The organism is Pseudomonas imrae (assembly GCF_046352735.2).
Lineage (GTDB): Bacteria > Pseudomonadota > Gammaproteobacteria > Pseudomonadales > Pseudomonadaceae > Aquipseudomonas > Aquipseudomonas imrae.
In genome coordinates, this window is record NZ_CP110853.2 from 5242453 (window position 1) to 5256151 (window position 13699).

At 54.1% G+C, this 13699-nt stretch carries 15 protein-coding genes and 1 pseudogene; 11 read left to right on the forward strand and 5 right to left on the reverse strand.

Annotated features, from left to right (window positions below; translation table 11 throughout):
* Positions 1-2: 2 nt before the first annotated feature.
* Entirely contained in the window at positions 3-335 is a 333-nt protein-coding gene (gene cyaY, locus OQ460_RS23985; RefSeq protein WP_410019752.1) for an iron donor protein CyaY, read from the reverse strand.
* Between the two features lie 240 nt (positions 336-575).
* On the opposite strand from cyaY, the gene lptM reads away from it, so the two are divergent.
* From lptM to OQ460_RS24015, 6 genes are read left to right on the forward strand one after another with little or no spacing between them, the layout of a single operon-like run.
* Positions 576-737, forward strand: coding sequence for an LPS translocon maturation chaperone LptM (gene lptM / locus OQ460_RS23990; protein ID WP_410019753.1), 162 nt, complete (start codon positions 576-578; stop codon positions 735-737).
* Positions 738-746: 9 nt separating this feature from the next.
* Complete coding sequence (lysA, locus tag OQ460_RS23995) at positions 747-1994, forward strand: diaminopimelate decarboxylase (protein WP_410019754.1); 1248 nt, start codon at positions 747-749, stop codon at positions 1992-1994.
* A 4-nt stretch (positions 1995-1998) separates the two neighbouring features.
* A complete protein-coding gene (dapF, locus tag OQ460_RS24000; RefSeq protein WP_410019755.1) occupies positions 1999-2829 on the forward strand; it encodes a diaminopimelate epimerase in 831 nt (276 codons plus the stop codon).
* Positions 2830-2842: 13 nt separating this feature from the next.
* Complete coding sequence (locus OQ460_RS24005; protein WP_410019756.1) at positions 2843-3559, forward strand: DUF484 family protein; 717 nt, start codon at positions 2843-2845, stop codon at positions 3557-3559.
* Between the two features lie 2 nt (positions 3560-3561).
* Positions 3562-4461 carry a tyrosine recombinase XerC gene (gene xerC, locus OQ460_RS24010; RefSeq protein WP_410019757.1) on the forward strand — a complete coding sequence of 300 codons (900 nt, stop codon included), beginning with the start codon at positions 3562-3564 and terminating at the stop codon, positions 4459-4461.
* Positions 4458-5153 carry an HAD family hydrolase gene (locus tag OQ460_RS24015; RefSeq protein WP_410019758.1) on the forward strand — a complete coding sequence of 232 codons (696 nt, stop codon included), beginning with the start codon at positions 4458-4460 and terminating at the stop codon, positions 5151-5153. Before xerC ends, OQ460_RS24015 begins: the two co-directional genes overlap by 4 nt.
* Positions 5154-5343: 190 nt before the next feature.
* Here OQ460_RS24015 and sutA read toward each other — a convergent pair whose 3' ends face one another.
* From sutA to glnK, 4 genes are all read right to left on the reverse strand, one after another.
* Positions 5344-5670 carry a transcriptional regulator SutA gene (gene sutA, locus OQ460_RS24020; protein ID WP_410019759.1) on the reverse strand — a complete coding sequence of 109 codons (327 nt, stop codon included), beginning with the start codon at positions 5668-5670 and terminating at the stop codon, positions 5344-5346.
* A 103-nt stretch (positions 5671-5773) separates the two neighbouring features.
* Positions 5774-6199 carry a secondary thiamine-phosphate synthase enzyme YjbQ gene (locus OQ460_RS24025; RefSeq protein ID WP_410019760.1) on the reverse strand — a complete coding sequence of 142 codons (426 nt, stop codon included), beginning with the start codon at positions 6197-6199 and terminating at the stop codon, positions 5774-5776.
* A 210-nt stretch (positions 6200-6409) separates the two neighbouring features.
* The gene (locus OQ460_RS24030) at positions 6410-7747 is read right to left on the reverse strand and encodes an ammonium transporter (RefSeq protein ID WP_410019761.1); all 1338 of its coding nucleotides are present in this window, start codon (positions 7745-7747) and stop codon (positions 6410-6412) included.
* 34 nt (positions 7748-7781) lie between these two features.
* Positions 7782-8120 (reverse strand): P-II family nitrogen regulator, encoded by a 339-nt coding sequence (glnK, locus tag OQ460_RS24035; RefSeq protein ID WP_002555808.1) that lies wholly within the window; start codon positions 8118-8120, stop codon positions 7782-7784.
* A gap of 420 nt (positions 8121-8540) precedes the next feature.
* On the opposite strand from glnK, the gene OQ460_RS24040 reads away from it, so the two are divergent.
* From OQ460_RS24040 to OQ460_RS24060, 5 genes and pseudogenes are all read left to right on the forward strand, one after another.
* A complete protein-coding gene (locus tag OQ460_RS24040; protein WP_410019762.1) occupies positions 8541-8801 on the forward strand; it encodes an accessory factor UbiK family protein in 261 nt (86 codons plus the stop codon).
* A gap of 226 nt (positions 8802-9027) precedes the next feature.
* Positions 9028-9675, forward strand: a pseudogene (locus OQ460_RS24045) (magnesium chelatase domain-containing protein); the annotation flags it as partial.
* 181 nt (positions 9676-9856) lie between these two features.
* Positions 9857-12184, forward strand: a complete 2328-nt coding sequence (locus tag OQ460_RS24050) for an AAA family ATPase (protein WP_410019763.1) — start codon at positions 9857-9859, stop codon at positions 12182-12184.
* Positions 12185-12380: 196 nt separating this feature from the next.
* Complete coding sequence (locus tag OQ460_RS24055) at positions 12381-12986, forward strand: DarT ssDNA thymidine ADP-ribosyltransferase family protein (RefSeq protein ID WP_410019764.1); 606 nt, start codon at positions 12381-12383, stop codon at positions 12984-12986.
* 2 nt (positions 12987-12988) lie between these two features.
* Entirely contained in the window at positions 12989-13690 is a 702-nt protein-coding gene (locus OQ460_RS24060) for a DarT1-associated NADAR antitoxin family protein (protein WP_410019765.1), read from the forward strand.
* Positions 13691-13699 lie beyond the last annotated feature (9 nt).

The window sequence follows — 13699 nt, forward strand, 5'->3', positions numbered from 1 at the left end:
GATCAGATCTCGTCGAAGTCCAGCTCGACGCCGGCTTGTTCCAGAGTGATGCGCACGAGCATTTCACTCAAAAGTTCATCGCTGGTGTCGTGCGACCAGCGTTTTTCTTCTTCGTCATAGTCAAAGTGAAAACCACCGGAACGTGCGGCCAACCACAGCTGGCGCAACGGTTCCTGGCGACTGAAGATCAGTTGGCTGCCGTTCTCGAACTTGACGGTCAGCACGCCTGCAGAACTCTCCAGATCAACATCCAGGCCACTCTCGTCGAAAATATCTTCCAGCGCTTGCTGGGTCGCATCGACCAGGTCGTGAAAGCGGGCTTCGGTCAAACTCATGGTGGGAACCTCAAAAAAGTGTCTACTCACGCTCGAGCGCCGCACGATACGGACGAGCCATGATGATTGCAAAGAATACCGATTTCACCCTCGGTAGCCGTATGAAATATCCGTGATTGCTGTAGTCGCAATCACGACTATCTCGGCAAAGCCCCGCCGGACGGGTGCCCCGGCGCATAGGCAAGCCCGTGGGTGGTCGGTATACTCGGGCGCAATTAATGCATATTCAAGGATTTAGCCATGAAGCGCCTGATCTCTTCCCTTGCTGCGCTCGTCGCGGTCGCTTGCCTCGTCAGTGCCTGTGGTCAAAAAGGCCCGCTGTACCTGCCCGATGACAGCCAAGACCCGAACGAACAGGCGCAATCGTCGCAATCCAAAGCGCACAAGCACGACACAAATTAAGGGAACATCATGGACGCTTTTAACTACCGGGACGGCGAGCTGTTCGCGGAAGGCGTGGCGTTGTCCGCGATTGCCGAGCGCTTCGGCACCCCGACCTATGTGTACTCCCGTGCCCACATCGAGGCGCAGTACCGTGCCTACGCCGATGCACTGAACGGTACACCGCATCTGGTGTGCTACGCGGTCAAGGCCAACTCCAATCTGGGCGTACTCAATGTCCTGGCGCGTCTGGGCGCCGGTTTCGACATCGTGTCCCGCGGAGAGCTTGAGCGTGTACTGGCCGCTGGCGGCCAGGCTGACAAAATCGTGTTCTCGGGCGTCGGCAAAAGCCGCGAAGACATGCGTCGCGCCCTGGAAGTCGGCGTGCATTGCTTCAATGTCGAATCCACCGACGAGCTGGAGCGCCTGCAAGTGGTGGCCGCCGAGATGGGTGTTCGCGCGCCGATCTCCCTGCGCGTCAACCCCGACGTCGACGCCGGTACCCACCCGTACATTTCCACCGGTCTCAAAGAAAACAAGTTCGGCATCGCCATCGCCGACGCCGAGGACGTGTACATCCGCGCCGCCCAACTGCCGAACCTGGAAGTGCTTGGCGTGGACTGCCATATCGGCTCGCAACTGACCACCCTGCCTCCCTTCCTTGATGCCCTCGACCGCCTGCTGGCACTGATCGACCGCCTTGGCGAATGCGGGATCTACCTGCACCATATCGACCTGGGTGGCGGTGTCGGGGTGCGTTATCGCGATGAAGAGCCGCCGCTGGCGGCCGACTACATCAAGGCCGTGCGCGAGCGCTGCGAAGGCCGAGACCTGACGCTGATGTTCGAACCTGGCCGCTATATCGTCGCCAATGCCGGCGTGCTGTTGACCCGGGTCGAGTACCTCAAGCACACCGAGCACAAGGATTTCGCCATCGTCGACGCGGCGATGAACGACCTGATCCGTCCAGCGCTGTACCAGGCCTGGATGAATGTCACAGCAGTGCGTCCACGCGATAGCGAAGCCCGAGCCTATGACATCGTCGGCCCGATCTGTGAAACCGGCGACTTTTTGGCCAAGGAACGTGAATTGGCCCTGGAAGAAGGTGATCTGCTGGCTGTGCATTCGGCCGGCGCCTACGGGTTTGTCATGAGCTCCAACTACAACACCCGCGGACGTACCGCTGAAGTGCTGGTGGACGGTGATCAAGCGTTTGAAGTGCGTCGCCGCGAGACGGTAGCCGAGTTGTTTGCTGGCGAAAGCCTGCTGCCGGAGTAAGACCATGCTGCTGCGTTTTACCAAGATGCACGGGCTGGGCAATGATTTCATGGTCCTCGACCTGGTCAGCCAGCACGCGCATATCCTGCCCAAGCACGCCAAGCTGTGGGGCGACCGCCACACCGGCATTGGCTTCGATCAACTGCTGATTGTCGAGGCGCCGAGCAATCCGGAGGTGGATTTCCGTTATCGGATCTTCAACTCCGATGGCTCCGAAGTAGAACAGTGCGGCAACGGTGCTCGCTGTTTTGCACGCTTTGTCCTGGACAAGCGCCTGACCGCCAAACGGCAGATTCGTGTCGAGACCAAAAGCGGCATCATCGAGCTGGACATCCGCAACGACGGGCAGATCAGTGTCGACATGGGCGCGCCGCGGCTGGTGCCGGCGGATATCCCGTTCCAGGCTGATGAGCAGGCCTTGAGTTATTCGCTGGACGTCGACGGCAAGGTTGTCGAACTGGCCGCCGTATCCATGGGCAACCCCCATGCCGTGCTGCGGGTCCATGACATCAACAATGCGCCGGTGCATGAATTGGGGCCGAAGATCGAGCATCATCCGCGCTTTCCGGCACGGGTCAACGTCGGTTTCCTGCAAGTCATCGACCGTTCACGCGCGCAATTGCGCGTCTGGGAACGTGGCGCGGGGGAGACCCAGGCCTGCGGTACCGGCGCCTGCGCCGCAGCCGTGGCCGCGATCAGCCAGGGCTGGATGGATTCACCACTGTTGATCGACTTGCCCGGCGGACGCTTGTCCATCGAATGGGCAGGCCCTGGCCAGCCGGTGAAGATGACTGGTCCGGCCACACGTGTATACGAAGGACAGGTGCGTCTATGAGAGAGCCAATCCAATGACCGATAAGCCCCGGGTACCCGCCAAACATTCACCTAGCGAGAGTCTGGAAGCAGCGGCCGTGGCCGCTTACCTGGAGGCTAATGCGGATTTCTTCGTCGAGCATGAAGAGCTGTTGCCGGCCCTGCGTATTCCGCACCAGCGTGGGGACACCGTGTCGCTGGTGGAACGGCAGATGAAGATTCTGCGCGAGCGCAATATCGAAATGCGTCATCGGCTCTCGCAGTTGATGGATGTGGCCCGCGATAACGACCGTCTGTTCGACAAGACCCGACGCCTGGTCCTGACCCTGATGGACGCCAACAGCCTGGAAGAGGTAGTCATCGCCGTCGAAGACAGTCTGCGCCAGGACTTCCAGGTGCCATTTGTCAGCCTGATCCTGTTCAACGACACCCCGATGTCGGTAGGTCGCTGGGTCACGGGCAGCGACGCGCAAACCGCAATCGGCGGGTTGCTGTCGGAAGGCAAGACCATCAGCGGCACCTTGCGCGAGCACGAGTTGGACTTCCTGTTTGGCGAAGAACAGCGCCAGCAGATCGGCTCCACCGCCGTGGTCGCCCTCAGCCACCAGGGGTTGCACGGCGTACTGGCCATCGCCAGCCGTGACCCCCAGCACTATAAAAGCTCGGTGGGTACGCTGTTCCTGACCTACATCGCCGAAGTACTGGGCCGGGTCCTGCCGCGTTTCACCAGCGCCATGCGCGCGGTGCGCTAGCCATGGAGCGACAACTGGACGCCTACTGCGCTCACCTGCGCAGCGAGCGCCAGGTGTCTGCCCATACGCTGGAAGCCTACCGACGGGACTTGAACAAGGTCCTGGCGTTTTGCGAAAAACAACAGATCAGCAGCTGGAAGGCCCTCGATATCCAGAGCCTGCGCAGCCTGATCGCGCGCCTGCACCAGCAGGGCCAGTCCTCGCGCAGTCTGGCCCGCCTGCTGTCAGCGGTGCGCGGCCTGTATAACTACCTCAATCGCGAAGGTCTGTGCGATCACGATCCGGCCAACGGCCTGGCACCGCCCAAGGGCGAGCGCCGCCTGCCCAAGACCCTGGACGCCGACCGCACCCTGCAACTGCTCGATGGGGCGGTCGAGGAAGACTTCCTCGCCCATCGGGACCAGGCGATCCTTGAACTGTTCTATTCCTCGGGCCTGCGCCTTTCGGAGCTGACCAGCCTCAACCTCGATCAACTGGACTTGGCGGATGGCCTGGTGCAGGTACATGGCAAAGGCAGCAAGACTCGTGTGTTGCCGGTTGGCAAAAAGGCTCGGGAAGCCTTGCAGGTGTGGTTGCCACTGCGGGCCATGAGCAATCCGCTGGATGACGCTGTGTTTGTCAGCCAGCAAGGCCGGCGCCTCGGGCCACGAGCCATCCAGTTGCGGGTCAAGGCTGCCGGCGAGCGCGAGCTGGGGCAAAACCTGCATCCGCACATGCTTCGACACTCCTTTGCCAGCCACATGCTGGAATCTTCACAAGACTTGCGCGCCGTGCAGGAGTTGCTCGGCCACTCTGATATCAAGACCACCCAGATCTACACCCACCTGGATTTCCAGCACTTGGCGACGGTGTACGACAGCGCCCATCCACGGGCCAAACGTATAAAAGGCGGGGACTCATGAGCATCAAGCTGATCACGTTCGACTTGGACGACACCCTTTGGGACAACGTGCCCGTCATCATCAACGCCGAGGCCTCGATGCGCGAGTGGCTGGCGATAAACGCCTCCAAGGTCGGCGACTTGCCGCTGGAACATTTCGCCAGCCTGCGCCAGCAAGTGCTGCAGCACCATCCCGAACTCAAGAATCGCATCAGTCTCTTGCGCCACCAGGTACTGAGGCACGCCTTTGAAGAAGCCGGCTACCCTCAGCCTGAAGCTACAGAAATGGCTGACGTGTGTTTCGAGGCATTCATACATGCACGCCATCAGCTCACCATATTTCCTGAAGCCGAGCCGATGCTGCTAACGCTGCGCCAGCATTTCCTGTTGGGGGTGATCACCAACGGCAACGCGGATGTGCAGCGCGTTGGCCTGGCGAATTACTTCCACTTCGCCCTGCGCGCCGAAGATATCGGCATCGCCAAGCCGGATACTCGATTGTTTCAGGAAGCCCTCCAACGCGGGGGCGTAGACGCCAGCGCGGCAGTGCACGTTGGCGATCACCCTGGCGATGACATTGCCGGTGCGCAGCAGGCCGGGCTTCGCGCAGTGTGGTTCAACCCGATGGGCAAGGAGTGGGAAGGGGACAAGCTCCCGGATGCACAGATTCTCAGCCTGGCTGAGCTGCCAGCGCTGCTCAACAACTGGAAGTAACGGTTGCAGCAACACTGAAAATCAAAATGTGAGAGCGGGCTTGCTCGCGATAGCGGTGGATCAGCCTCACATGTGCCGACCGACACACCGCTCCCACACAAGCCCAACTCCCACATTGATATGCGGCGACTTGCAGGCATGAAAAAGCCCGCAGCGACGGCGGGCTTTTTCAGCAAACACGTCAGCGGCCTTAGATAGGGCGGCTGCCGTACTTGTTATCCGGCTTCTTCGGCGGATCAGCCACTACGTTGGCCTCGACTTCGACCACCTTGCCGCCTTTGGCGAGGAATTCTTCCATCGCCCGGGCCAGCGCATCGCGCTCTTTGTTCTTGGCTTCAACGCTTGGCAGTTCATCTACAGAAACTGCAGCCTTGGCCTTGCCCTTGGCAGCCGGAGCCGGCGCATCATCGCCACCGTCGTCATCTGCCACGTCTTCGGCAGCCGCCTCAAGCCCCTCTTCGGTGTCGTCTTCGTCACCTACTTCGAGTTCGTCGTTTTCCAGATCATCGTCGCTCATGTTCTACCTCATGACTTGCGAAAAGCAGATTAGTTATAGCCCAGCTTCGCCATCTGTCGAAGGCCGCCGGAAAAAAATCAACGTCCACCGGATAACCAGTGGCTTATGCCCCATCACCGTGCAAGGTGGCGAGGACTTTACGGGCACCGCCATGATCACGGTGCTCGCCCAGATAAACGCCTTGCCATGTTCCTATTGCCAAGCGGCCGGACTTGATCGGCAAACTCAGCTGGCAGCCCAACAGGCTGCCCTTGAAGTGCGCCGGCAGATCATCCGGACCTTCGTCGTTGTGTTCATATCCCGCCATACCTTGCGGCACCAGCGCATTGAAAAAACGCTCGAAGTCTCGGCGAACTGCCGGGTCGGCATTCTCGTTGATCGTCAACGAAGCCGAGGTGTGCTGAAGCCACAGATGCAGCAGGCCGACTCGACAAGCCTTCACTTCAGGCAAGCTCGCGAGCAGCTCGTCCGTTACCAGATGAAAGCCTCGGGGCTTTGCCCGCAGGGTAATCAACGTCTGTTGCCACATACAGTTCTCCGCCCATCGGCGCGCATTCTAGCGCGCTCTGGGAAAAAACAAAGTGCCGAATACGCCTACATGCCTGTAAGACATTCGCACAGTGAAATGTGCCTTGTGGATCCCGTCACAAACTTGAATAAAAAGTCTCACAACCTCTGGTGACTGACAAACGCCAGACAAAAAAAAGCCCGGCGAACCGGGCATTTTTTTTACGCGTATTTACAAGTTGTAACCGCGCTCGTTGTGCTCCGCCAGATCGAGGCCAACCGCCTCTTCCTCTTCGGTCACACGCAGGCCGATCACCATGTCCAACACTTTGAGGATCACATAGGTGACGATCCCCGTGTAGATCACGGTAAACCCAACGCCCTTGGCCTGGATCCAGACCTGTGCCGCGATGTCGGTCACCGTGCCGAAGCCGCCCAGGATCGGTGCAGCAAACACGCCGGTCAGGATAGCGCCGACAATACCGCCGACACCGTGTACACCGAAGGCATCCAGGGAGTCGTCGTAGCCCAGCTTGCGCTTGAGGCTGGTGGCGCAGAAGAAGCAGATCACGCCCGACGCCAGGCCAATCACAATGGCACCCATCGGGCCCACCGTACCGGCCGCCGGAGTAATCGCCACCAGGCCGGCAACCACGCCCGAGGCGATGCCCAGTGCGCTCGGCTTGCCGTGGGTGAGCCACTCGGCAAACATCCAGCCCAGTGCAGCCGCAGCGGTGGCGATTTGAGTCACCAGCATCGCCATCCCGGCCGTGCCGTTGGCCGCTGCAGCGGAGCCTGCGTTGAAGCCAAACCAGCCGATCCACAGCATGGCCGCGCCGATCAGGGTGTAACCCAGGTTATGCGGTGCCATCGGGGTGGTCGGGTAGCCTTTGCGCTTGCCGAGCACGATGCACGCCACCAGGCCAGCCACACCGGCGTTGATATGCACCACGGTGCCGCCAGCGAAGTCCAGCACGCCCCAGTCCCACATCAGGCCGCCGTTGCCGCTCCAGACCATGTGTGCGATTGGCGCATAAACCAGGGTGAACCAGATAGCCATGAAGATCAGCATGGCAGAGAATTTCATGCGCTCAGCGAACGCACCGACAATCAGCGCCGGAGTAATGATCGCGAAGGTCATCTGGAAGGTGATGAACACCGCTTCCGGAAACAGTGCCGCAGGCCCGGTGATGCTCGATGGGGTCACGCCCGCCAGGAACGCCTTGCCCATGCCACCGAAGAACGAGTTGAAATTGACGACGCCCTGCTCCATGCCCGTGGTGTCGAACGCGATACTGTAGCCATAGACGACCCACAGAATGCTGATCAAGCCGGTAATGGCGAAGCACTGCATCATCACGGAAAGGATATTTTTGGAACGGACCATGCCGCCGTAGAACAGCGCCAGGCCAGGAATAGTCATGAACAGCACCAGCGCGGTGGCTGTCAGCATCCAGGCGGTATCGCCGGAATTGAGGACTGGAGCCGCCACTTCGTCTGCCGCCATGGCCAGGCTGGGCATTACGATGGACAACAGGGCTCCTAGCCCTGCGAATTTACGCAGAGTCATATTGTTTTCTCCTGGGGCGTTGGGGTTTGGCGGCTTAGATTGCGTCGGTATCGGTTTCGCCGGTACGGATGCGAATAGCCTGTTCCAGATTGACCACGAATATCTTGCCGTCGCCGATCTTGCCGGTGTTGGCTGCCTTGGTTATCGCCTCGATGACCCGATCAAGATCCTTGTCGTCAATGGCGACATCAATCTTCACCTTCGGCAGGAAATCGACTACGTATTCCGCGCCGCGATACAGCTCGGTATGACCCTTCTGCCGACCGAAGCCCTTGACTTCAGTGACGGTAATGCCCTGCACGCCGATCTCGGACAGTGACTCGCGTACATCGTCCAACTTGAACGGCTTGATGATGGCAGTGACTAGCTTCATGAAAACTCTCTCCCGAATTGGTGGACTTGCCCCAGGAAAACAAACCCGTCTCAAGTCTAAGCGCAGTGCCTGGCTTTGTAACGCATCGTCGCCTCGGCAATTGCCATTGCGACGCCAGCTAACCGCTGGGGACGAAACATGTACCCTGATCCGTCAGTGCACTGCATTCGTCACAGCGACTGCATCAGTGCATGGGTCATGATCGTCTAAGCAGAAACCTTGCCAGCTCCGTAAAAATCATAGAAATCAATCCGTTGCTCACATATGCCGGATGAAGGTGCGTGGCGGCGATGCCGATACGCACAAAAACAGTGCGTCACAGCCCTGGCCTGTGCGCGAAAAGCGTGCGACTGCGGCGGTGAAAAGGCTCTGGACGCTGCGTGTTACACTGGCGCCCAACAGTTTTCCGGAATATCTCCCATGCTCGCGCCCAAAGACCTCCTCGACGCCCTGAGTGGCCACGCCTCTCGCCTGTTCAGCGGCGACACTCCACTGCCCCGCAATGAAATCGAAAGCCAGTTCAAGGCGCTGTTGCAAAGCGGCTTCAGCAAGCTCGATCTGGTAAGCCGGGAAGAGTTCGATAGCCAAATGGTGGTCCTGGCCCGCACCCGTGCGCGGCTGGAGAGCCTGGAGACGAAGGTGGCGGAGTTGGAAGCACGGTTGAGCCCTGCCCAGGAATAACCTGATACGACTCATATCAAAATGTGGGAGCTGGCTTGCCTGCGATAGCGGTGTGTCAGACAAGAAATAGATATCCGGCGGATTGCTATCGCTGGCAAGCCAGCTCCCACACTGGCTCTGCGTTCAGTTGGGGATACGTTCTGTAAAACCTCGGCACTTCGCTCGCCTTTCTCTCGTCTACCCTTGAAAAACCGCAGGACGCGGCCCTCTAATTCAAGGAACGAGCATGTCTCTTGCCATCGTCCACAGCCGTGCCCAGATTGGCGTCGAAGCCCCCGCAGTCACCGTCGAGGTGCATATGGCCAACGGCTTGCCGTCTCTGACGCTGGTGGGGTTGCCAGAAGCAGCGGTCAAGGAAAGCAAGGACCGGGTGCGCAGTGCCATTCTCAACTGCGCGCTGCAATACCCTGCTCGCCGGATCACCCTCAATCTCGCGCCCGCCGACCTGCCCAAGGACGGCGGGCGTTTTGATTTGGCCATTGCACTGGGGATCCTGGCCGCCAGCATGCAGGTGCCGGCGCTGATGCTCGATGACGTGGAATGTCTCGGTGAGTTGGCCCTGTCTGGTGAAGTACGGGCGGTAAAAGGTGTGTTGCCCGCGGCCCTGGCGGCACGCAAGGCGGGACGTACCTTGATCGTGCCTCGGGCCAATACCGAGGAAGCATGCCTCGCTTCCGGCCTGAAGGTAATTGCAGCAGACCACCTGCTGCAGGTGGTGGCGCACCTGAATGGGCAAGTGCCGATTGAACCCTTCAAGTCCGACGGTTTGCTGTACTTGAACAAGCCCTACCCCGACCTCAGCGAAGTCCAGGGCCAACTGGCGGCAAAAAGGGCTCTGTTGATTGCGGCGGCGGGCGCCCACAACCTGCTTCTTTAAAGCTAGCATTGGACCTCATATTTTCGTCAAGGCGGGGGACTAATCGTGGCGCTCAAGCCACGTGTGAATACGCAATCCTCCGTTCTGGTCTACCATCATCCTGCCACTACTACAAAATAATGCTGGCTGGGTATCAACCGACATATAAAAAATGCAATTGTCAGCACGGAGCGCAGCAATGATAAGTAACATTCAAAAACTCAAAAACTTCGGGATATTCAAAAACTATAATAACAAGGCGACCCAGAACTTCGGGCGGTACAATCTTGTATATGGTTGGAATGGCACAGGAAAATCAACACTTTCAGGTCTTTTCTCCTCCCTTGAAAAGCGGACTACTAATCCGAGCTTTACAGGCTCAGAGTTCACTATTACAACAGATGCTGGGTCGACAGTAACAGAAAAAAATCTAGCTACCAGCAACCTTAATATTCAAGTTTTCAATCAGAAATTTGTGCAAGACAACATAGATTGGAACAGCTCCGTTAAAAGCATACTGCTAGTGGCTAAAGAAAAGATAGACGAAATTAAAAAACTTGAAGAGCTTAAGAAGCAGGTAAAAGAAAAAGACGCAAAATACACTATTGAAAATACTTCGCTCGGCCGACTTGTCACTGACCAAGCTAAATTCATGACGGATAGTGCAAGGCATGTTAAGACTGGATTACAGTCAATTGATACGAGTGATAGCTACTACTTAAATTATGACAAGCGAAAACTAGAGGGTTTCATAGGTCGAAATAAAGAAAAAATTGACGACCCGACTTCTATATTACAAAAAGACAAGATAGTTGAGCTTACCAACTCAGCTAAATCGGCACAGCTTCCGGCTATACGATTCGTCAAAACCGTTCTTGACAACGAGTATTACAAACAAGCTTCCACTAGGCTAAGAGACTTGCTAAAAACTACAGCAGTTAGCAAAACCTTGGAAAGGTTAAGTCAGAACAGCGATATTCAGAAATGGGTGCAGGATGGTATAGAGATACATCACCGGCACAATTCAAGCTGCTGTGAGTTTTGTGGAAACCAAGTATCGGAACAAAGAGCTAAGGAAATAGAAAGCCACTTCAGTGAAGAATTTAAAAACTTCCAATCTAGGTTAGCCAAAGCCCACGAGTGGCTTATTAATCAAAGCATCACTCAACCTATACTGCCATCCCCAGAGACACTATATAAAGAGTTCTCCACGGCTCTAAATGCGGCGGCTCAACGCAATTCTGCGGCGGTGAACGAAATCAATGAGCAAATCAAAAAGTGGCAAATCGCTTTAGATAAAAAAATAGAGAATCCTTTTGACGTCGAAATCAACATTGAAGAGATAGCTGCGACTTCAATTGATGCATTCAATAGCACTCTAACTGAAGTCCAAAACATCACCGAACAACATGATAATAAAACCGACAATTTTGGAAAAGAAACAAAAAAAAGCAAGGAAGCGTTAGAGCTTCACTACGCAGCAAGTGAAATCAAAGCATTTGGCTTCGGAAGTAAAGCAAAGACTATCGAAACCAAAACAGCGGAACTCAACGCTTTAGATGAGACAATAAAAAAAGCCAAGCAAGAAATAAAGACCATCGAAGCATCTCTATCAAACGAAACAATAGGTGCGGACAAGTTCAATGACTCTCTGCATAAATTCATAGGCCGTAGCGAACTGTGCTTAAAATTTAACAGCGCTCGAAAAGGTTACGAGATAATAAGAAACAATGTTGGCACGCATGACGGCAATCTCAGCGAGGGTGAAAAAACTGCAATCGCATTTATATACTTCATAACTAAGCTGGAGGAAAATAACAATCGAATACAAGATACGATTGTCGTAGTGGATGATCCGGTATCAAGCTTTGACTCAAATCATCTGTTCCACGCATACTCATTTCTAAAAACCAGATGTATCGATGCTAAGCAGCTTTTTGTGCTCACTCACAACTTTACGTACTACAAACTGGTTCGAGACTGGTTCAACGGGACTAATAAAAATAGAAGTAAAAAAACACCGGCCAAGCCGCCGGTAGCATTCTTTTTCAGAATTGACACTACAGCAGCGCTGCCAAGAGAGTCCCTACTAATGAATGCTGACTCTTCTTTGACGGACTACAACTCAGAGTACCATTACATTTTTTCGAAATTATATCTGTATAAAGAGCGCAAGACCCTTGATAGAGACGAAGCTTTTTTAACAGCGAACCTATCCAGAAAATTAGTAGAGTCGTTTTTCACTTTTAAATTTCCTAAAGGGCGTTCAGACGTCAACGCCCTATTGGAAAGCGGATTAAAGAACTGCACGGTAACTACGGCCGAAACAAAAGAAAAAATTTATCGCTTTATTAATAAGTACTCTCACAGCGACGTAATTGAAATCAACGAGGAGTCGGCTGAAAACTTGGCGGGGGAAAGCCATAGCGTAATTGAAGACATATTTAAATGGATTGAAGAAATTGATTTAGTTCACTACAACGAAATGGTGGAGGTTGTCGCCCCACCTAAACCTGCGGTGGTTTGACGAGATCAGCCTGCCATTTCTTTAGTGACGGGCTGGTTTAATTTGCTTCTTTAAAGCTAGCATTGGACCCATTTTTTATAAGACCTTGGTAGTGGCCTATGGACATTCCTCTTCGGCGGGATTAAGTTGAGACCTAGGAAACTCGATTCCGAAGCTGGTAGAAACTTGGACACATTTATACAACAAGGAAAGTTTTATGGTTCAGAAAGTGGCTCAAATGCGGCAAATAGAACATTTAATCCATTTTACCCGAGTATCTAATCTAACCAGCATCCTTACGAATGGAATAATTCCACGCTCCACACTGCAAAACAATCGCATTCAGTTTTTACATAACGATGACCATAGATTTGATGATCGTGAAGATAGGACTTGCCTATCTATTAGCTTCCCAAATTACAAAATGTTTTACCCTATGAGATTGAACTATCCGGCAGATGACTGGGCTGTAATTAGGTTAAGCCCAAACATTATGTGGGAACTCGATTGCTTGTTCACTGAGACAAACGCTGCTACAAGATACATAAAAGACACGCCCGATCACGAGTTACGAGGCGCCGTAGCGCTTGAAAAGTTATTCGCGGGAGAGGAGATCAGAAAACAATTACAACTGAACAGTTACGATACTACTGACGTTCAAGCGGAAGTCATGGTTTCTGGTATAATCCCGCCAAACTACATTATTGACTTGAACTTTACATCTCAAAATAAGATCAAAGATCTGGTTGCACTACAGGCAATGAATAGAACTTTTCCTCAGTTTCCATGGAAAATTCGAGCATCGTATTTCTATCCGAGGTAACTATGGCTGAAAGACCCGCATTTATATCGGTGACGGATTCCGAATATCTCGTCAAAACCACCTTTGTAACTTTTGACTGGTTCCCGGGGTTTTCAGTTGCACAGAAGCAGAGAAGCATCACTTCTCTGCACCAAAACATCTCAAAGACACTGAACATTGAAAATATATTAGAGATATCCTCTAAGTCGCTCACTGACGTAGGTGTAAAAGCTAGCGCATTCAATCTAATGATTGAAACAAAGAAATATAATCGAAAGTTCAGTGTCGAATGTGCATTTCAGGCAAGTAAAGTTTTCGAACATGGCGGCCCATTTGTTGATATTTTGGATAAAACGTCCAGAGAAGCCAAAAAAGACGAGCGCTTAAAAAGTAGCGGCCGTCTTAGCGAATTTAGATTTTATCAAAAAATCTGGCCGCTTGAACCGAAAACTTTATTTTATGACTGGCTATATATAAACGCCCTTAGCAATAACGAGACTATTGCTGACAGCATACTTCAATACGAATGCTTTACGGATATAGAGTTTAACCATGAACGCTCTATTAATTGCCAAGCATATTCAGCAGCACTCTACGTCTCACTATCAAAAAAAGGTCTACTTGAAGAAGCCTTGAAATCTCCGTCGAGCTATACAGAGATCATAAACAGCTACAAGATAGATGGCGCATACGACAACATCGCGAACAACGGAAGGCTTTTATAAAATTTTGGC